Source organism: Wolbachia endosymbiont of Onchocerca volvulus str. Cameroon (assembly GCF_000530755.1).
GTDB lineage: Bacteria > Pseudomonadota > Alphaproteobacteria > Rickettsiales > Anaplasmataceae > Wolbachia.
The window spans coordinates 223,602-244,496 of the sequence record NZ_HG810405.1; the positions used below are offsets into that span (position 1 = coordinate 223,602).

Annotated in this window: 15 protein-coding genes and 1 pseudogene; 8 read left to right on the plus strand and 8 right to left on the minus strand. The window is 31.5% G+C overall.

What is annotated here, in order from left to right:
• Positions 1–220: 220 nt before the first annotated feature.
• On the plus strand, positions 221–640 hold the full coding sequence (gene ndk / locus WOVOC_RS00890; protein WP_014869043.1) for a nucleoside-diphosphate kinase: 420 nt from the start codon (positions 221–223) through the stop codon (positions 638–640).
• A gap of 327 nt (positions 641–967) precedes the next feature.
• Here the strand turns inward: ndk and WOVOC_RS00895 are convergent, their stop codons facing one another.
• Positions 968–1,852: a zinc ABC transporter substrate-binding protein gene (locus WOVOC_RS00895; RefSeq protein ID WP_025264026.1), complete on the minus strand. Its 885-nt coding sequence runs from the start codon at positions 1,850–1,852 to the stop codon at positions 968–970.
• Here WOVOC_RS00895 and WOVOC_RS00905 point away from each other — a divergent pair.
• Positions 1,844–2,584, plus strand: a complete 741-nt coding sequence (locus WOVOC_RS00905) for a metal ABC transporter ATP-binding protein (protein ID WP_025264027.1) — start codon at positions 1,844–1,846, stop codon at positions 2,582–2,584. The two genes, WOVOC_RS00895 and WOVOC_RS00905, sit on opposite strands and share 9 nt — an antisense overlap.
• Positions 2,581–4,011: a 2-polyprenylphenol 6-hydroxylase gene (gene ubiB, locus WOVOC_RS00910; protein WP_025264028.1), complete on the plus strand. Its 1,431-nt coding sequence runs from the start codon at positions 2,581–2,583 to the stop codon at positions 4,009–4,011. The genes WOVOC_RS00905 and ubiB overlap by 4 nt, the downstream gene beginning before the upstream one ends.
• 358 nt (positions 4,012–4,369) lie before the next feature.
• On the opposite strand, the gene pyrE is transcribed toward ubiB, so the two are convergent.
• Together pyrE and secD are read right to left on the minus strand one after the other, a co-directional pair.
• The gene (gene pyrE, locus WOVOC_RS00915) at positions 4,370–4,966 is read right to left on the minus strand and encodes an orotate phosphoribosyltransferase (RefSeq protein ID WP_025264029.1); all 597 of its coding nucleotides are present in this window, start codon (positions 4,964–4,966) and stop codon (positions 4,370–4,372) included.
• Between the two features lie 1,047 nt (positions 4,967–6,013).
• Entirely contained in the window at positions 6,014–7,528 is a 1,515-nt protein-coding gene (secD, locus tag WOVOC_RS00920; RefSeq protein ID WP_025264030.1) for a protein translocase subunit SecD, read from the minus strand.
• Positions 7,529–7,595: 67 nt separating this feature from the next.
• Here secD and hemC point away from each other — a divergent pair, with 67 nt between their 5' ends.
• From hemC to WOVOC_RS05005, 5 genes and pseudogenes are all read left to right on the plus strand, one after another.
• Complete coding sequence (gene hemC / locus WOVOC_RS00925) at positions 7,596–8,474, plus strand: hydroxymethylbilane synthase (protein WP_014869049.1); 879 nt, start codon at positions 7,596–7,598, stop codon at positions 8,472–8,474.
• A complete protein-coding gene (gene murB / locus WOVOC_RS00930) occupies positions 8,465–9,352 on the plus strand; it encodes a UDP-N-acetylmuramate dehydrogenase (protein WP_025264031.1) in 888 nt (295 codons plus the stop codon). The genes hemC and murB overlap by 10 nt, the downstream gene beginning before the upstream one ends.
• A 1,412-nt stretch (positions 9,353–10,764) precedes the next feature.
• The gene (locus WOVOC_RS00940; protein WP_014869051.1) at positions 10,765–11,400 is read left to right on the plus strand and encodes a TRP75-related protein; all 636 of its coding nucleotides are present in this window, start codon (positions 10,765–10,767) and stop codon (positions 11,398–11,400) included.
• A 5-nt stretch (positions 11,401–11,405) separates the two neighbouring features.
• Positions 11,406–11,639, plus strand: a complete 234-nt coding sequence (locus WOVOC_RS04730) for a hypothetical protein (RefSeq protein ID WP_025264032.1) — start codon at positions 11,406–11,408, stop codon at positions 11,637–11,639.
• An 802-nt stretch (positions 11,640–12,441) separates the two neighbouring features.
• Positions 12,442–12,622: pseudogene (locus tag WOVOC_RS05005) on the plus strand (flavodoxin-dependent (E)-4-hydroxy-3-methylbut-2-enyl-diphosphate synthase); the annotation flags it as partial.
• Positions 12,623–12,671: 49 nt separating this feature from the next.
• Here WOVOC_RS05005 and lepA read toward each other — a convergent pair.
• From lepA to WOVOC_RS00970, 5 genes are all read right to left on the minus strand, one after another.
• Positions 12,672–14,471 (minus strand): translation elongation factor 4, encoded by a 1,800-nt coding sequence (gene lepA, locus WOVOC_RS00950; RefSeq protein WP_025264033.1) that lies wholly within the window; start codon positions 14,469–14,471, stop codon positions 12,672–12,674.
• 61 nt (positions 14,472–14,532) lie between these two features.
• Positions 14,533–15,927, minus strand: a complete 1,395-nt coding sequence (locus WOVOC_RS00955; protein WP_025264034.1) for a malonyl-CoA decarboxylase — start codon at positions 15,925–15,927, stop codon at positions 14,533–14,535.
• 2,395 nt (positions 15,928–18,322) lie between these two features.
• Complete coding sequence (locus WOVOC_RS00960) at positions 18,323–19,246, minus strand: M23 family metallopeptidase (RefSeq protein ID WP_014869055.1); 924 nt, start codon at positions 19,244–19,246, stop codon at positions 18,323–18,325.
• 3 nt (positions 19,247–19,249) lie between these two features.
• Positions 19,250–19,990, minus strand: coding sequence for a YebC/PmpR family DNA-binding transcriptional regulator (locus tag WOVOC_RS00965; RefSeq protein ID WP_025264035.1), 741 nt, complete (start codon positions 19,988–19,990; stop codon positions 19,250–19,252).
• A gap of 97 nt (positions 19,991–20,087) precedes the next feature.
• A complete protein-coding gene (locus WOVOC_RS00970; protein ID WP_025264036.1) occupies positions 20,088–20,777 on the minus strand; it encodes an outer membrane protein assembly factor BamD in 690 nt (229 codons plus the stop codon).
• Positions 20,778–20,895 lie beyond the last annotated feature (118 nt).

The window sequence follows — 20,895 nt, forward strand, 5'->3', positions numbered from 1 at the left end:
AACTTTAAGTTATTAACTAATTCTTTAGTAGTAAGTCCAGTTTTAACTGGTTGTTTATAAGTGGACTCGTCTTGTTTGTTGATATAACGGCATTTACCCATATAATAAATACTATCTTTGGTAGCTTATTTTTAACTATAAATAAAAAACTAACTTGATAAAATAAAAAATTTGTAATAAAATAAATCTATAAATATAATATCCTATACAAGGAAGTAATATGGCAATTGAAAGAACGCTCTCGATATTAAAACCTGATGCAGTAAGAAATAACATTACAGGTAATATAAATTCCTATATCGAAAAATCTGGGCTGAAAATTATAGCACAAAAAATGATGTTGTTGACAAGAAGACAGGCAGAGCTGCTCTATGAAATTCATAAAGATAGACCTTTTTTTGAGGAGTTAGTGGAATTTATGACTTCTGATCCTGTAATAGTTCAGGTTTTAGTAGGTGAAAACGCAGTAAGTAAATATAGGCAAATCATGGGAGCTACAGATCCAAAACGTGCAGATAAAGGTACAATCAGAGGTGATTTTGCTGATAATATTAGTGAAAACAGGGTTCATGGTTCAGATAGTCCAGAAAATACTCGTAGGGAAATAGCTTTCTTTTTTGCTGAATGTGAGTTAGTGTAGCTTTAAAGTTAACTGAAAATAAATACATAGCCGCTTTATTCTGTAATCTTATTTATTCAGGAAAGTGACAAAATAAGGTGGATTAGGTAATGCAAAAAGATAACCGTAGAGTGGAAATGAGTTTATAACAAATACAGATGATTTTTTATCCTAATATCAACTATGCGACATTCTTGTATTGTGTTAAAAGTATTTAATCAACTGTGTTTTAATCTTAAGCATTAGATTGAGAAGGGAGAGAAACTTTGAATAATATCACTTTTAATTTAATGTTTGTGCATCAACCACACTTCTGAATAGATACCGTACTTTTTACTAAAAGTAGCATTATTCAACAAAACAAGATTTAAAGCTTTGTGTGATGCTATTGATTATGGTTAAATATGCGTCTTTTCCAGGTTTTATATTTGACCCAATAGGGTCTAAAATTGCTGTTTTTGCATCACTGGAAAGAGCTTTAGGCTTTATACTATCTTTTCGTGAAGGAGAAAATATACATTTAATGTTTTCTTTCTTCATTATTTTCTTTAGTTTCATTAAACTTCTCATGCCTATATAAGTATCTTCTTCTACAGATAGAATGACACTTGGGTGACTTAAGCTAAAATGTTTTTCAAAATATTGATAAGCGTCATGAGTAACTATGTATTTTTTGTTTTTAAAGTTACTCAATTCGCTTGCAATTTTCTCTGTTTCCTGTTCTATTCTTTTTACGGTTTTTATTGCATTATGGTTATATCGATGGGCATTCTTCTTATCTATGTTAGATAATGTTGCACTTATAGAGAATATCATATTTTTTGCATTTTCTGGACTAAGCCAGATATGTAGGTCTTTTTCGTCTTGAATACGAGTGACATGCCTGGAGAATGAATGTGGTCGAATAGAAAGTAGACTAACTGCCTTTGATAACTGTACAAGTTTCTTATTGTTTTTAGCAAAGGTCTTAACGAATGTTTCTAGATTATCATCAATATAAAATATAACATTACCTGATTCCAAATTACTTGCGTCAGATGGTTTCAATATGTAATCATGTGTAGAAGTTGTTATATAGTCTAGTAAGACTGGTTCTAAAATTCTGTCTGTAACAGAAGCTACAAGCGAGTGTACAGGTTTTATTGTGGCTATAACTTTTAAAGTGGATGAAAAGACAGTACTGTGGTATAGTGTAAGCAAAAGTAATAGAAAAGAAGCTAGTAAATGTCTCATGAAAACATTGAGAAAGAGTTAAGTCTTGTCAAAAAGTTAAATAATGTCAATAGTAGTGTTCTAAAAATAGAGAACCTTACTCTTGCATATAATAATAAGAAAATTCTTGATGATATCAACTTATCAATGAAAAAAGGGGATGTAGTTACTATACTTGGTCCAAATGGTGGAGGTAAAACCTCCTTAGTAAAGGTGGTTGCTGGTATAAATAAGAACTATACTGGTAGTGTTATATTTGCTGATGATATGAGAATTAGTTATATGCCACAAAATTTTAGTATTAGTAGTTTGATGCCGGTAACAGTTGAATATCTTCTTTTAAATAGCTTTTCAAAAAGATTAGAGAAGAATCAATCGATTATTACAGAGGTGGTGAGATTAGTTGGTATTAGTAATATTTTGAAAAGACAGGTGTTGGAAGTTTCTGCAGGGCAGACACAATTATTGTTACTTGCGCGCTGCTTAATTGCAGAACCTGACTTGATTATCTTGGATGAACCAGTTAGCGCAATGGATATTAATGCTCGAACTAAATTTTATAATATAATAGGTGAAATAGCAAAAAAAAGATTAATTTCGATTCTCATGACATCTCACGATTTAAGTTCCATAGTGCCATGTTCAGATTACATTATCTATATAAATCATATTATATATTGCCAAGGTAAACCTGAAGAAATCATGAAGAATAAGACTTTAAGCGAGATATTTAGCAGTCATATAACAAAATGATTCGAAATGTTCTGCGCCTTTTGTATATAACTGCAGTGTTGACTCGTTATAGCATATTGTATCGTTTACTCTTTCCTTCAAAGGAGTCAATAAATAAAATACGTGGCTATAAATTAAAATGTGCTCTTGAAAAGTTAGGTCCAGTATTTATTAAATTTGGGCAGTCTATTTCATCACGTACTGATATTTTAAATGAAGATATAACAGACAACTTATTGTTGATATGTGATAAATTACCGTCTTTCTCCTATAAGATAGCAGTTAGAACGATAGAGAGCGAATTTAATTGTAAGTTAAGCGATATTTTTTTAAGCTTTTCTGAAAAGCCAATTGCAGCAGCATCAATTTCTCAAGTACATAAAGCAACTACAACAGAAGGTAAAAAAGTTGCGGTCAAAGTCTTAAGGCCAGATATTGAGAAGATATTCTCAAAGGATATAAAAATGCTTTTTTGGCTTGCAGGGATTATAGAAGGATTTAGTGAGCAATCAAAGAGACTAAAACCTATTGAATTAGTTAAAACTTTTGCTGAAGTTTGCCGATTAGAGCTAGATCTACGTTTTGAGGCTGCTTATTCTTCAGAACTGAGAGAAAATACAAGAAATGATAAAGGTTTTTATGTACCTGAAGTAGATTGGAGTAGGACTTCAAGGAAAGTTTTGACATCAGAATGGATAGAAGCAACACCAATATACGAAGTTGAAAAACTAAATAATCGTAAGCAGATAGCTATCAATCTTATAGAATCATTTTGCAATCAAGTATACAGAGATTGCTTCTTTCATGCGGATATGCATCCTGGAAACTTAATGATTGATATTAACAATAATATTATTGCTCTAGATTGTGGAATTATGGGCCGAATAGACCGCGAGACGTGCTACTGTGTGGTAGAGATACTGAAAGGTTTTTTAAGTCGGAATTATGATCACGTTGCAAAGGCACACTTTAGAGCTGGTTATGTTTCACCACAGCACAAAAATTTTGTTACAGCGTGCAGAGCAATAGGTGAACCTATTATAGGGCAGCCTATACAGAAAATTTCTTTTGCTGATTTACTTGCCAAATTATTTAAAATAACTAGTGATTTTGATATGAAAGTTCAAACACAATTGCTAATGCTGCAAAAAACTATGATTTTGTTAGAGGGAACTTGCAGAAAAATCTATCCAAAAATCAATATGTGGAAAGTAGTTGAAGCATGGATGAAGAATCAACATAAAAATAAAATGGACTATAAAGAAAAAATAAAAAGCTCTTGTCTTGTAAAAGCAATTCAAGAAATATTTAGTCTTATAGAGAAATTAAACCTAATAGCTGACCAAAAGCTAGAGAATATTCAAGTTAAGATTAAGTCAAATGTAAAAAATTACTTTTTATTGTGGTCTATAATTATAGCATTAACCATTAAGCTTTTAATTTTTTGATAACAACTTTTCACATAACTGCTACTTGTATAGAAAACATTAGTACTTCTTGATATCGTTTGAGTGTCTTTTTTCCTATCATCCAAGTAGTAGATACAGGGATTCAGAAAGAAAAAGAGATATAGATTCTAGTATCACGTGCTGAAGTAGCACCCATTACTTTAGATAATTTATCAAGTCGTTTCATTTTAGACCTTAGAAGTAGTTTCTATAATAAAGACACCAACTATACAGTGCTTTTGTTATTTAACTTGTATAGATTGAAGATAAATAAGAACTTCAATATTATATAGTAAGAAGTTGATAAGATTTGTTAAGTGTTTTTCCGTTTTTGTCAAATTACATATCAAAAATAAGACTATTTTATTAAGTATTCCCGGCTTCCTGGTTTAGTTATTGGTAATCGCTTCAATTCTTCAGGAAGCTCTTGTTCGCTGTAGTTTTTAATATTTAGCTCAAGCAAAGATATAACAGGAAAGGGCAATTGCGTTTCACTATTTCTCTTGATTATAGAAGCTCCAGCAACGACTTTACCTCCCATATCTTCTGCGCATTCTGCAGCTTCAAGTGAAGATTTACCCGTAGTTATTACATCTTCAACTAATAATAGTTTTTCACCTTGTTTAATTTCAAATCCACGGCGCAATTCAAACTTGCTGTTAACACGTTCACAAAACATCGTCTTAATTCTAAGCTGTTTGCCAATCTCATAACCCACAAGTATTCCACCAATTGCAGGAGATAGTATTAAATCTATAGAACTATTTAATTCTTTTTTTATTTTATGTGTTAGTAATGCACAAATTTTCATGGCTTTGCTTGGATTTTCAAAAATTTTAGCACACTGTATATATATGCTACTATGCAGTCCAGAGGATAAAACAAAGTGCCCGTGTAAAATTGCCCCAGCTTTCTCAAGTTCTCTTATTATTGGATTATCTTTATTTAGTGTCATTTTTAAAGTTTCACCTTCGCGTTCTTTGATTAATTATTATCTAATCTGTGCAAATATTAGACTATATATTTACTACAGTTTCGGACATATCGATTATTGTATAAATAGATAAAACCAGTTTCATAATATACAGAGGAATCTTTCTTAAGACAAGGTAACTAGTTGCCAAAAAAATTCATATAAACATTTTGTCTAAGGAAAATAATGCTCATTCACCTCTACAACAAACATTATTGTAATCAAAATAAACAACGTACATACATTTTGTATTAACTGTTGTACGTGTTAGTAAAATAAAGGACACTAATTTTTTGGTACTTTTAGCTTTTTTGCTTACAGTCTAAAGTTATTAGAATGTTTTATATTACTTGTGTAACTTAGAAAAAGATGCAAGCATTAATGTTATTGTTTATCATAACTCCTTTCAGCATTTGAATTGGTGATATGCCTTTACTATATAAGCAGTGGTAAAATCAGAGACGCTTGTGCATGAAATTTATAGATTTATGCATTACATAAATAAAACACTACAGAGGCTATAGAACTCATTGCTATTTTTTTAATCCGTGTAGAGAAAACTTAATTTAATATATCCTGTTTTTCTTTTGAAAGGAATGAGTGATTTCGAATATGAAAAAAGCAATTATAATTCCATTATTTATATTTTGCTATTGTGTTACTTATGAAATCTTCTTTCGCTGGATTTATTAGTAAGCAAAAATAGTGTAATAAACATGGCTATAATAGTTGTAGGTGGTGTGTAAAATAGTGTTTTCTTAGCTAAAGTTTTAATTGAGCCCCTTCAAAGCCAAAAAATTAGGAACTGTATAGTATAGATAGGAAAACTGAAATAAAACTTATTAATTTGAGTCAGCTAATAAATATGTCATAAAATAGCTTTTGCTATTTAAATTTAACTTTGTTGTTTAATAGTAAATAACTTTGCAAGCAACGTAGAAAAAGTATTGTAAACTTATATATTAAGGCAAAAACTCAAGATAAATATTATATAACAATTTTGTTATTTGGAGTTAATAGTACCGCAAATTAAAGTACCAGCTTTTCCGGGTTCACGCACACTTCTATTAGAAGTTTTGTAACTATGATTGCAGAAAACATTGAGCATAAAACCCCTATTGACAAAGTAACGGAAAAACCTCTAATTGCTCCGCTGCCAACTATAAACATTATTCCTGCAGCAATTAATGTAGTGATATTTGAATCAAGAATTGTTTTTATTGCGCTTTTGAAGCCTTCTTCAATAGCGCGAGCTGTTCTTTTCCCTAATCTTATTTCTTCACGAATACGTTCAAATATCAAAACATTTGCGTCCACTGACATACCAACAGTTAGCGCAATACCAGCTATTCCTGGTAGAGTTAAGGTTGCTTCAAGTAGAGTAAGAATTAATAATATAGAAATCACATCAAAAAGCAGTGCAACGGAGGTTAACAAACCTAACTTACCATAAATGATAATTATAAGCAAAGTAACTGCTGTAATAGAGATTATCGCTGCTATTTCTCCTGCTTTTATTGACTCTTCTCCAAGACTTGGACCGATATTTTTCTCTTCTATTATTTTAAGTGGTGCTGGCAGTGCTCCAGATTTTAAAAGTATTGCAAGTTCGTTTGCTTGTTTCTTAGTAAACTTACCACTGATTTCTCCTTCTCCATTTAGAATTGGTTCACGTATTATTGGCACAGTTAAGACTGTGTTATCCAAAACAATTGCAAAGGGCTTTCCTACATTTTCTTTAGTGATTTTTGCGAATTTTTTACTTGCTATACCGTCAAATTTAAAATGTACTGTTAGTCTGCCTAAGTGATCAAATCTAACTGATGCGTTAACCAATGAATCGCCACCTATTTCAGTTTTGCGGGATATTGGATAGAAATTACCGGAAGTGTCCTTGAGCATGATGGTAGTTTCGTGATCTATATCCTTAATCTTGGCTATGTTACTGTTTACCAAATGAAAGCTTAGCTTAGCAGTTTTGCCAAGCAGAGATTTTATTTGTTCAATGTTTTCTACTCCAGGTACTTGGATTAATATCTTATTCTGTCCTTGTTTTTGCACACTTACTTCTTTAGTACCAAGTTTATCCAAGCGTCTCTGAACATTACTTATTGATTTTGAGATTACTTCATTGATTAGAGAATTTTTGTAATGAGGTTTATATGAGATGAAAATTGAGGTACCTTTTCTGTTTAGCTCTAAATTTGGGTTTATTTTATGGATTAATAACGAAACTTTTTTATAGTTATTGATGTTATTTAAAGTTACAATTACTTGTTGATCGCTTTGTACGCTGGATTCAATATCTTTTATTAGCAAACTTTCTTTTATTTCATCGGCTGATATACTTAATTTCTCTTTTAAAAAAGAATTTAAGTCTACATTAAGAAGTAAAGACGATCCACCTTTTAGGTCAAGCCCTAGGTTTATTCTTTTTTTTGAAATAAGGAATTTATTATTAAAGTAGTTTGGCAATATTATATATAAAGCAAGTAGAAAGATACACAGTACCAAAAAAGATTTGACTATAATCCTATTGTGCATGAGTTGTAAATATAAAATATTGATTGTAGACTAATTGTGTAAACTGTTTAAGTTGAAATTTAGATACATGTTAATTAGAATAGGTACCAGAGGAAGTAGTCTTGCAATTGCTCAAGCTTTGGAAGCAAAACAAAAACTGATGGACTTTTTTCCTGATTTATCTGTTGAGATTATTAAGATAAAAACTTCTGGTGATAAATATGCCAATGTAAACCTTGCCGAAATAGGTGGTAAGAGACTGTTTCTCAGGGAAATTGAGATTAAATTGCTTAAGAATAATATAGATATGGCAGTTCATTCAGTAAAAGATGTCCCTGCATTTTTTTCGAAAGATTTAATAATTCCCTGTATTTTAGAAAGGTTAAGTCCGCACGATACGTTTATTTCTAATAAACATGACAGCCTTGAGACTTTACCGCGGCAGGCTACAATTGCAACTTCTTCAATAAGAAGAAAAGTACAGCTGCTAAATTTTAGACCGGATTTGAATATAGTGCCGTTACGTGGAAATGTAATAACTAGACTGCAAAACCATAGTTTTGATGGAATAATTCTAGCTGAAGCTGGGCTGAGGAGATTAAAAAAACACCTTTTAATTACAGAGGTATTGCCGCCAAAAACCATGTTAAGTGCAGTGGGACAAGGGGCAATTTGTATTCAATGTCGGAAAAATGATGTAAAAGCTATCGATCTTTTAGAGAAAATTAATGATAACAAGTCTTTTATAAGGGTGAGATCAGAGCGCAGCTTCATGAAGACAGTAAATGGTTCATGCTTTACACCGCTTGCAGCTTTAGCAGAATATGTAAGTGAAAACATGCTACGTCTTTGTTGTATGTTAGCAGACGAAAAAGGTATATACTTTGCTGAGCGTACTTCATTTGTAGAAGATGCAGAGGAAATGGGTATGGATGCAGGGTTAGAATTGAAATCAAGATGCTTATAAGTTTACCTAAGGTGCGTGGAACATATCGATACAATACTTTAATGTCTAAAATAACATGGTTAAATGTCGGTGGACAAGCTGATGTATTATTTAAGCCACGTGATATTGGAGATTTAACATGCTTGATTAAAAATACTGAGCTACCAATTAATATTATTGGTGCAACGTCTAACATAATAGTACGAGATAGTGGCATTCGAGGAATAACAGTAAAATTAGGTCAGGAGTTTGGATATATTAAGTATAGAGGTAACAACTCTATAGTTGCAGGTGGTGCTGTGCTGCTTAGTGATTTAGCTTACTTTGCGATGGAACAACAAATTAGTGGACTAGAGTTTCTGGTTGGAATTCCAGGAACAGTTGGTGGTGGAATAGAAATGAATGCAGGTGCATATGGTAGTGATATCGCAAGTGTTGTACAATCTGTAAAAGCAGTAAATTTAGAGGATGGAAACCTGTATGAATTCTCAAGTAAAAAGATGGATTATGTTTACCGTGGGCATAGTTTAAACGGTAGGTGGATTTTTGTTGAAGCTGAGTTTAAAGGAGTAAGTTCAGAGTATAAGATTATACTTAAAAAACTGAAGGAAATTATTGACGAAAAAAGCAAAAGCCAACCAATAAGAGGGAAAACTGCTGGGTGCATATTTAAAAACCCAAAAAACTATCAAGCGTGGAAACTAATTGATGAGTCTGGTTGCCGAGGGTTAGATAATGGTGGAGCTAAAATTTCTGAGAAGCACTGCAATTTTTTGCTCAATTATAATAATGCAACTGCATCTGACTTAGAGACTCTTGGTAATAGGGTAAAAGGTGCAGTGAAAAATAAGTTCAACGTTGAACTTGAATGGGAAATAAGAGTTTTAGGTAGTTATTAGGCGGTTTTTTTACAGCTGCTATATTGTTTAATTATTCAACATTTTACAGTGGTTCTAGTTTCTCCGTCATGTAATTTGAGAAGTTCATCACTTTCTTTATCCTTTAGATGAGCTCGATGAATATAGCTATGATTTTTGAGATCTAGAAATTTAATTAAGCTGTTGCAGTCATTTCCATAATAAGAAGTTATACTTGCACCACTATTTTATCTGTTTTTTGTAATTTTTTATCTTTAGCCACTATGCTTTAGCAAGCGCAATTATAAGCTTATGGTGTGTAATTTGCTTCAATAAGCTTTCTTATCGATGTTCTTAATCTAAAACAGGCACTGGTAGTTTGTAACTTGCAAGAAATTGTACTATTCATTGTGCTCTTTTGTTTTAATAAAATGCTTCCATACTTGGTTAATCTATTTTTTCTTTTTTCCGTTTTCCTAAAATTTCTTCATTGGTTCTTGTTTTGCTGGGATGATTTTATGCATAAACAGAATTTACCCTATAGAATTAATCTAATATATCAGATAGACAACTGCATTTTTTGGAAATAAGTCTTCTAATTTTAGCTTTTTTACTATATTGTATAAATTTACTAATGTCGGTTTATAATGCCTGCTGTTATTATCTATATAAGTTATTTTACTTCCCTTTACCTTCATTAAAGTAGAACATGAAACCGGTTACTAACTATAAGTGGTGAATTACAGTAAGCTAATCCATCTTTATTAGCGTTAATATATTTGTGAATTATTAGCTTTCTGTCAAGTGTGACTTAAGCTATATAATTTCCGTTCTCAATTTTCTTTGCTAATGAGTCTTGTTTAGTCAGCTTACTTATTTAAAGTAAAATATTTAACTCTTGAATTACTTTCATAAATCTCTCTTTCTTTAGTTCCTATCTCTGGAGAATAGTAATAAACTGGGGGAAAAGATGTTTGAATGTGTGGCTTTACTTAATATAAAGCCTTACTTTCAATGAGAATCTTTTTGTTACCTAAATTAATAGGAAATTGTTGTTTCTTTTGATGCTGTTTGGTGATCAGATCTCGGTACTAGCTTTGCTAAATTCTCTAATAGGGTATTTAAGTTTTCTGGTAAGCATTTCTTTCATTTCTCTAATGCTAATTTATGTTTTCCTATTAAATATCTTCTAGGTTTTTTTGAAAATTAACATCATTTTTTCACTAACTGTTATTTAATTTTATATTACAGTGACTAAAAAGTCAGCTACTTTATAAATATATTAATAAGAAACAGTAATAAGAAGAGAAATGAAATAAGTTGTATATAAATACTTGAAAGACTCACTTGCGTTAATCAAATATAAGTTACTCTTCATTAGAAGATTAGTAAAATTCTGGTTTACTTAAAGTTCGTTAGTTGCTATTTAAAGAGCATAACATTTATGACACTATATGCTTAAGATTTTTTCTCGAGTTTTATTTATACTAATATTTTTGGTTTTTAGCTTTTTTATTGTATGCAGTACTGAAGCTAAGTCTAAACTAAAGCTTAGTGAGAAATATAAACCTCCAGGTAACCCTGGCGGTGTAAACTTTCATGAAGATGAAAATTTTGTTGAGTCGTATAAACTGTATAAGAAGCGTAGAGAACTTCTAAAGAAGAAAAAGTTGCAGAGTAGGGTTAATGCTGACGTAAGTAAAGAGAATTTAGCTAAAAAGTTGGAGAAAAGAAAAATTGCTATTCTTAATAATAGACTAAGTGCTTTAGAAGCTTGTATAGTTGATGATGGAAAGGAGGCTATGATAAACCGGTATGGTATCGATATTGCACGTCTGAAAGGAGCTACGTTCATAGACCAAGGGCAGATTTCTAAATATAAAAACGAGCAGCTTGAAGATAAACGGCAAGAGGAAAAAAAGGTTAAAGCGGCACAAGAGAAAAAAAATTTTCCTATGAATGTTACTATAAAAAACATGCCATTAAAAAAAACGTGCTCACATGATTCCGGTAATGATCTTAATAATGAGGCACACCATAATTTAAATAGTTTGGATTCATTTGAGAGTGTAATTGATACTACAGGGTAGATTTAATGATGTGCTGGATAAAGATCTATGGAACAAACTACACGAATCTTCTCGACATAAGACAAGACTCATGTTGTAAAAGTTTAGCGAATAAAGATAGGCGGGGTAACCCCATAGTTGTGCAATCTATGGTGCCTAATAATGTAGATCCTAGCAGCGTAAAAAACAGTGCTGGGCAATATTCGAAAGAAATAATAGAACTAGCTCATGCGGGTTTAGAGCTAGTACGAGTTGCTTAAAGCTCATAAGAAGTATAAAGCAAGAGCAATACTTTATATACTAGAAGAGATAAATAAAGAGGGTTTTGATAGGTATTAGTAGGTTGCGGACAATATGAATTGATAGGTTAATTCAAAACTATTCAGAAAACATCAAAATACTAGATAAAATTAAGATAAATCTAGGTAATATAGGTTTTAGCAATAAACGTGATAAGAAATTTGAAAGAGTTATAGAATATGAGTAAAACATGGTCTTTCTATTAGGATTGGAGTAAATTCGGGTAGCCGTGATAAGTATCTTATGCAAAAACTGATAAACAAAGGCTCTTTATCTAATAATCTAAAATTCTCTGATATCATATTACGTGAAGTACTTATAATGTCTGTCTTAGCAGTGCAAAAAAAGCTGAAAAATTGGACTCAGCTCAGACAAAATCATTATTTCTTGTAAAATGAGTAGGTGCAATATCTAATTCTAGTTTGCCTGGCACTTGCAAGGATTTCTAATTATGCTTTCTTACATAAACCAGCAAGTAATAAGGGGTGTTATAAGTACTATAGCAGGGCTTGCTTATTTATTACAAAATGGCGCTGGAGATATGATACGTACTTTTTTAACTTAATGTCTTGGTGAATCGCGAATTAATGAGGTGAGAGTATGTTAAGAAATATTGCAATCCATAGCTTACACCACTTTAACCTCAAGTTAGCTTATGTTCAGGATGTGGACGCGCATAAGTAGCGATTGTTTCCGTGTATTGACTAAAGAAGTAAATGATTACATAAAAATTTACATGCCGGCCTGAAAGAAAAAACAGATGTAGAACATATAAATATTGCTGTTATGGGTTGCGTCGTAAACGGTTTCGGAGAGAGTAAATATATTAATTTAGGAATTAGTTTACCTGGATATGGAGAAGAGTCAGTTTCAGCAGTTTATTAAGATTTTACAAATCAACAACATATCTGAGGAATTTAAGACAATTATTGATAATTATGTGAGGAACATTTTATTAATAAATCTGAGTGTCTTTAGTTATAATCCATATACTAGTCATTTATTTTCAAAGCTTGAATAAAAGTATTATGTGGAATATTTACTACTCTTCCTATAGAATATAGCTTTTTCTTACCTTTCTTTTGCTTTTCTAAAAGCTTCATCTTCCGCGTTACATCTCCACCATAAAGTTTAGCTGTTACATCCTTTCTGTACGGATTAATTATCTCTTTGGCAATAATTTTACCACTTACTGCTGCTTGAATTATAATTTTGTATTGCTGGCGCGGTATTAAGTCTTTTAAACGAGAACATATTTCTCTTCCTCTTTTTTCTACTCTGCTTTTATGAATAATGCAGGTTAATGCGTCAACTAGTTTCCCATTGACTAAAAAAGTTAGTTTATCTACTTGACTTTCCTGATAATCGGAAACTTTCCAATCCAAACTTGAGTACCCCTTAGAAATTGATTTCAGTCTATCATAAAAGTCAAAAACAACTTCAGACAGTGGCAGCTTATATTTTAGCAGTGTTGTTGATGTGTTACCAATATAAGATAAGTCCTTCTGTTTTCCTCTTCTCTCTTCACACAAAGATATAATTTCTCCTAAATATTGGTCAGGTGTTATTATGGTTGCAGTAATCCACGGTTCTTCAACTATCTTAATTTTTGTTAGATCTGGTATTTCATTAAAGTTATGAGTGTTCAGAATTTTGCCATTTTGTGTTGTAATCTTATATATAACACTTGGTGCGGTTACTGTTAAGCTTAAATTAAACTCCCTTTCAAGCCTTTCTTGAATAACTTCAAGATGTAATATTCCTAAAAAACCACAACGAAATCCATAACCTAGCACATTCGAAGTCTCAGTCTCGAAAGTAAAACTTGCATCATTTAAGTGTAATTTTTCTAGCGCTTCTTTTAAATATTTAAAGTTATCTGTTTTGTCAGGAAAAATACTACAAAATACCACAGGGTGGACTTCTTTAAAACCTGGCAATGCCTTACTGCATGGTCTTATCTCTTCGGTAATAGTGTCTCCCACTTTACAGTCTGTTACTTTTTTTATTGAAGCAGTTATAAAACCAATTTCACCTGTTGAAAGTTCACCAGTCATGACCTTTTTAGGGGTAAAAATACCGATATTATCTACCTGATATGTAGCATTGTTAGACATCATGATAATTCTCATGCCTTTTTTTAGTATTCCATTTTTAACTCGTACTAAAATTACCACTCCCAGATAAGTATCATACCAACTATCAATCAAAATTGCTTGTAGCGGAGCATTTATGTCACCACGTGGAGCTGGAAGCTTCGTCACTATTGCTTCTAATACATCCCTTATTCCGAGTCCAGTTTTTGCCGATATTAAAATTGAGTTACTTGTATCAATGCTAATTACTTCTCCAATTTGAAGTTTTACCATCTCTGGATCTGCAGCAGGAAGATCGACTTTGTTGAGTACAACTATTATCTCATGATTATTTTCAATTGCTCTGTATACATTTGCAAGGGTCTGAGCTTCAATTCCCTGGCTACTATCCACTATCAAAAGCGAACCTTCACACGCAGCTAAGCTTCGACTTACTTCATATGAAAAGTCAACATGACCTGGGGTATCTATAAGGTTTAAGCAATATTGATTACCATCATTTGCAGTATAGCTGAGTTTCACTGTCTGTGCTTTGATTGTAATTCCACGTTTACGTTCTATCTCCATTGAATCGAGCACTTGATTGGTCATTTCTCTTGCTTCAAGGGCATTACACCACTCTATTAAACGATCAGCAAGAGTTGATTTTCCGTGATCTATATGTGCTATTATTGCAAAATTTCTTATTTTATTCATTAATCTACTTATTTAAGTAAAACTATTTTGTATTTTAAATATTATTAGGACAATTATTTACTTATCCTTTTAATATAGATGATACCTGCTTTGCGCAAGAAATCATTTTATTAATCATATAATTCTCGTGATTATTATCTATTTTAGACAATTCATATAAGTAATTCACCATCATTCCAGCAGATTGACTAATGCCCTTTTCAGAAGTATCTGCCATCCAGTTTAGTTGCTTTATTGATGCACCATTGCTTAAATGAAAGTGTGCCACTTGGTCATAGGCATTGCCATTATTGTTTTTAACCTTTAGTAAGTAATATGCACAAAGTTTCAGCAAGTATTGTTTTTCGTATTCAGTGTTAGTTTTTAATTGTTCTATGCTTTCTAAAATCTTTGTAATAGACTGTTTTATACCTAATTTTCCTAATAAAATAGTATCCTGCCTTAGATTTCCTTTTAGCCATTTTGTAAAGCCAGGTATTGGAGAAAGTGTTGCGTATGTTTTTATACTTTTAAACTCCTGTGATAGCTTTTCTACAACCCTTTTGATCAAGAAATTACCTAAGCTAATTCCAGACAATCCTGTTTGGGTATTTGATATTGAATAGAATATAGCAGTATTTGCATTGCTTGGATCACTTGAGGGCGTTGATTCATCTAAGAGGTATTGAATGCTATCTGCAATCTTATTCATTAATGCAACCTCTACGAAAATCAGAGGTTCATTTGGTATTTTATAATGAAAAAAGGTAAAACAGAGACGGTCAGAGTCTAGTCTATTTTTTAGATCACTCCATGAAGAAATTTTATGCACAGCTTCATACTTTATAAGTTTTTCTAATAATGATGCAGGTGAACCCCAGGTAATTTGACGAAGATCAAGTAAATCGACGTCAACCCAGGAGAGAAGTATGCTTTTTAATTCACTTTCTAATCGGTTAAGCTCTTTATATTGATTTCTTAACTTAAGTACATCAGAACGCATATCAACAATAAACTTGAGGCCTTCTGGTAAAGAAATAAATTGCTTCAATATTTTAGAACGCGGTGATTCAAGGACTTTTATCAAGTCCTGTTCAAATTTATAGCCTAACTCAGGATTCTTATTTTCCTTGTATCCTTTTATTTTCTTATCTATTTCTGTCTTGCTTGTATTAAATTTCTCTGCCAGAGTTTGTAAAAACCTTATTTTACCTTTCTCTGATAAACTTAAATACAAGTTACCGAGAGATACAGTATTCTTACGTGCTGAGACTTCTCCTCCTTTTGGATTTAAGCACTCATTCATCTTCGAAACTAGACTATTAATATCACGACTATTATCTAAATCAGTGCCAATGTTACCAATCCACGACCTTACAGCATCTGTTACTTCACCTAGTATTTTTAAAAAGCCTTTTGCTGCTTTTTTATCTTCAACTTGCACTACATTAGTTTTTGCTAATGATTCTTTCATCATAAACTTCTTCTATTATACATCTATATTAAACCAAAGGAGAATCTTAGTCTATACAACAGGCACCGTTATCAGATTATTATTAATTTTTATAGTATAGTTAAGGTTTGGTAGGATACTGCTATAGTAGAAGCAAAGAAAAGTCCAATGGTTATATTGAAAGCTTAAGTCGAAGATTTCAATTTTAGTAAATTAAGAGTTGTAAAGGAATAACAAAGGAACAAAATCCTTGAACACCAGTATATGATGATTTTTATAAAGTGAATTTCATTATTAATGACGAAAATATAGACAAAACTTCAATTAACTTGTTGATAGGAAAATCTTGAAAGCAATATGCATGGATAGGATTTAAGCAAAATTTAACTAGCGCTGATACACGCGGAAAAGAATTTTACAGCAGTGAAGAACAGTTTCTTTTATTAAGAACAAGAGTAAATGAAAGCAAGAATTATCGTTAAATTACAAAAAAGTTTTTAGAGAAATGTTCCAGTACATTAACGATCATTCTAAATAACTATGTCTTAGAAGAGCTAGTGATTAATTGCAATCAATTTTCTTACTGGTAAGTAGAGGATTAGTAATGAATGTTTTTGTTCCTGTAATTCTTTGCCATAAGCTAGTGTATCAAAGTCAAGATGTTTTATCTCTATATCTACTGTAGCAATAGAAACTATGTTAGCGTTAAGTTTGATAACAGAAGTACCTATAACAGATATATATTATTAAAGCAAGAACTCTTTTTTAGAAAAGTAAGCTGAGATGTAGTTTCTATTTAATCTTTAGTTAATGTGTTTGAGTTTTTAGTATGCTAAGTAGAGATATTTTGGTATTTCTCAGTAAAGAAAAGCAGGTAATACCTCTTTTTAAAGGTGTGTCCTTTTAGGAAGTGTAGATGTGTAAAAGATACTACCTGTTGCATCGAGAAAATGCCTAAGTGTTAGGATCAATAGTTCTTCTAGTAATACCAGTTATTATTAATGGCAGTAACCATTATTTTCAAGTTTTAGCTATTACTTGGAAAAGTTATAGTAATTTTGATCAAGTAAATATGTTGTGCTTAACCTAGTACATAAATTTGGATTTGTGCTATCAAGATTCCTGTTATATAAATTATTTACTCCTCCATTCTATAGCAAAAATAGGTGGTATTACCTAATTTTAAAAATAATTAACTCAGGTATTTTTCTATTGAGAAGGATAGTATTGGTATTGTATATTGCAGTGTTGCAGTGTAGTATATGGTTACGATATTCTAGTGTAGATTTTGGATCATAATAATATTTTGAGTAATTGATGTGATGATAATTACTAATCTAGCAATGCTGCTAAGCAGCACAGAAGTTTAGCTACACATGCTCTATATCCTTGAGGAAAATCCAATTAAGTTGTAATCATCACGATGAAACGAAGAATTCTTTAATATTTATGTACATGTATTTTTCTACTTTGTTTTAACGATTAAAATTACGTCAAAGGGTTATACTTTCTTACTTTCAGCTTTTTAAAACATCTCTAACGTACATGTTTTGATAATATTACTTAGTTGCCAGTTCACGCATCTGTTGTATTTTATGTCAATTATAGTCTAACTTGTTTGTCAGATATGCGTCTTGCTTGGAGATTAGGACAAACGGTAAAACTATTGACAGTTGAACCTTTTGTTTGCCATTCAATTGTGCGCTTTTATTTTTTTGAATTAGCTGTTACTCCTCAATGGTTTTCGTTCGTTTTGCACTATATATTTTCTTGTAGAGGTAGCAGTATATGCTTGTTTGCGTCTCAGCATCACTCGTGTAATTTCAGATAAATATGTAAAATATAAAAACATAATATTATAGCTTTTATAATTTTAGTTTCTACAATATTTAATCCTTTTTATAATATTGAAAGCAATTCATCTGAAATTTTATTAGCAATTTTCATGCAAAAATTCTTTGTCATTTTTACTGCACATAGGTAATTGCTTACTAGTTCTCTTGTCATTAAGTTGCTTTGCACAAAAACGAACTTACAATAGTTACTAGCATTATAATATGCCTTTGCAGGACTGCTTACTTTTCAGATAATTACTACTAAAATTTCTATTGAATTCCCGTTTTGCATCATTCACCTTAATTTTTCTACGTTAATGCTTAAAAATTTTAAAAAAGTAACATATTTGTTTGTAAGTGAAACTGTAATAGATATTCTAGATTTAAAATAAGCTTCAATATAATATCCAAGAAATTTTGTCACTCTTGCTTTGTTAGGATTATTAACAAAAATTTTTAAAAAAGAATCAGTATTGAAACAAGAACAGCTTTAAGCGCAACTATATTATCATAGGGTAAAAGTACAATAAGATTAACTTAATACTATTAAGTACGAGAAAAAACGGAATTGACTTAAATTTTTATTATTTATCATCTCTTTCCACGTACCTTTTAAACTTTTTTTCACTGAAATTCTCTTTATTGACCGTTTTGTCTATCTTATTTACGAATAGTTTAAACTCCTTTAATTCATGATCAATTAACTTTACTTTGCTTTTATGTGCTATTGTAAGTGGATCAATATATTTACCGTTGTATATGATCTCGTAATGTAAATGTGGCCCTGTTGAAACACCAGTGCTACCAACATAAGCAATGACCTGCCCTTGCTTTACTTTAGAGCCTAATTTTATATCGCAGCTAAATTTACTTATGTGAGCATAGCAGGTTGAATACCTATTTTTATGTTTTATTTTGATATATTTACCATACTCTCCATTATTTCCTATATATTCTATTACACCATCTGCAGCGGCATGTATGTGAGCACCAAATTTAGTTGCATAATCTACTCCTTTGTGAAAAATAACTTTACCGTGAATAGGGTGTTTTCTATTACCAAATTTCGAGGATACGTGAAAATCTCCGTTTAAAGGGCTTACGAAAATTTTGCCACCTCTTAAGCTTATTCCATCTTTATTAAAATACCTTTTTTTACCGTTTTGTGGCTTATAATGATACAAGCAAGTAGTTTTTTTGTTTGTTGTCAGTGAAGTGTATAAAATATTTTCTTCGGTCTTTTGGTCATTAAACGATCTCTCAAAGAGAACCTTCAAATTGCTCTCTGGTACAATGTCTTTTTCAAAGTTTGTACCAAAATTTTCATATATGTTGATTAACTCCATTACTGTATTTGGCGCTAATCCTTGTTCGATCCCAGTGGTAAAAAAGGAAGATTTTATGTTACTGGATATTAACAAGATCTCTCTATTGTTACCTGGTGTTTTAGAGGCATGTAAGTTGAACATTGGTAAAGTGTAAAGCAATATAAGTATTATTAGCCTCATAGTTTAAATAGAATCAGCAAAAGTAAAATTACCATCAACGTATTGTACATCATTATTATCTTCTAGCTCTTTAACTAACGTAGATAATTTCTTAATTAATTCTTTATCGCTAATTTCCACTAGGTCCTTTGGTTGCCATGAAAGGCGAACAAGCTCTGGCTTTCCAAATTTTGCATAAAAAGCATCGCGTACTCTACTAAAATCTTTTACTTTACAAGTTATGATGTATAATCCTTCTTTGTTATTTTCTTCAACATCCAATACTTCTAATTCGATTCCATGAGTAAATAGACTTTCAAAATTTACATTCTCTGCTTTATAGATGATTAATCCTATGTGGTCGAAAAGATAACTAACATTCCCTATTTCTCCTAAACTTCCACCTTTGCGAGAGAAAATATGACGCACCTCAGAGGTAGTTCGATTGCGGTTATTCGTTAAAGCATGAACAATGAGTGCAGTACCAGAGGGTCCATAGCCTTCATATTGTATTTCCTCATAATTTTTTCCTATAACACTACCAGTTGCGTTTCTTATTGCTGTTTCTATTTTGTCTTTTGGTAGATTCTCTTTGCGTGCAGTAGATACAGCAGAGCGAAGGCGTGGATTAAGTTCAGGATCAGGTAGTCCTTGCTTTGCAATAGCCATTATTTCTCTAATGAGCTTTGTGAATTTTTGAGAGCGTTTTGCATCCTGAGCGCCTTTCCGATGTTTTATGTTTGAAAATTGTGAGTGACCAGCCACATTTGAATAATTAAAGACTTGATTATATACTAAGGTATAGAAAAAACTAAAGCAAATTTTTAAACTTGCTATTATTATTTTTATGTGAACTTTATTTTTACTTTTTAGGGTTTTCTGCTAACAGGTTTTCATATTGCTGAACTTCCAAATCAAGGCCGAGAGCTAAATGGGCTGTTATTAAATAGCTAATAGATTTAGGAGAATAGCTAGAATCCTTATTGCTTATTACATTTTGAAAACGTTTAATCGCTGCTAAATATTCACCACGTCTTAAGTAGAACCTACCAATAGAATATTCTTTTGCTAATATGTGCTCTGTGACTAGCTTTATTTTTCTTTTTACCTTTTCTGTATATATACTGTTTGGAAAGAGATTAATGTACTCGGTAGCTAAGTCTAAAGTTTTGTATGCAGTTTGTTGTTCAAGTTGCACTTTATGAATTTGCATGTAATAAGATAATATCCTTAAGTAATATACATACGGTAAATCTTCACCATTTGGATAAGTCTGTATGTAACCATCTGCATTACTTGCGGCACTGGCATAATCACCCATGTTATAGTGAGAAACACTAGATAATAACCCGGCTTTCATTGCCCCATAAGAGAGGGGATATAAGTCTTCAATTTTTTGAAATGCCCTGATAGCCTGTTTGTATTTTTTCTGGTCGAAAAGTTTAACTGCCTCCTTGTATAGCTCAGCTTCGGTTCTTTCATAATCATTCGCATAAGATTGCATAAAGGAGCAAATAAAAAAAATAAAACACGTGATTAAAGTCTTACACATAAGATTTTTTTTAATCAAAACACAGTATAGACTAAATACCAGTTAAATAAATAGATTTTTGAGAATCTCAAAAATCATTAAGTAGCAGAAAAATTGTATAATTAATTCTTGTGCACCA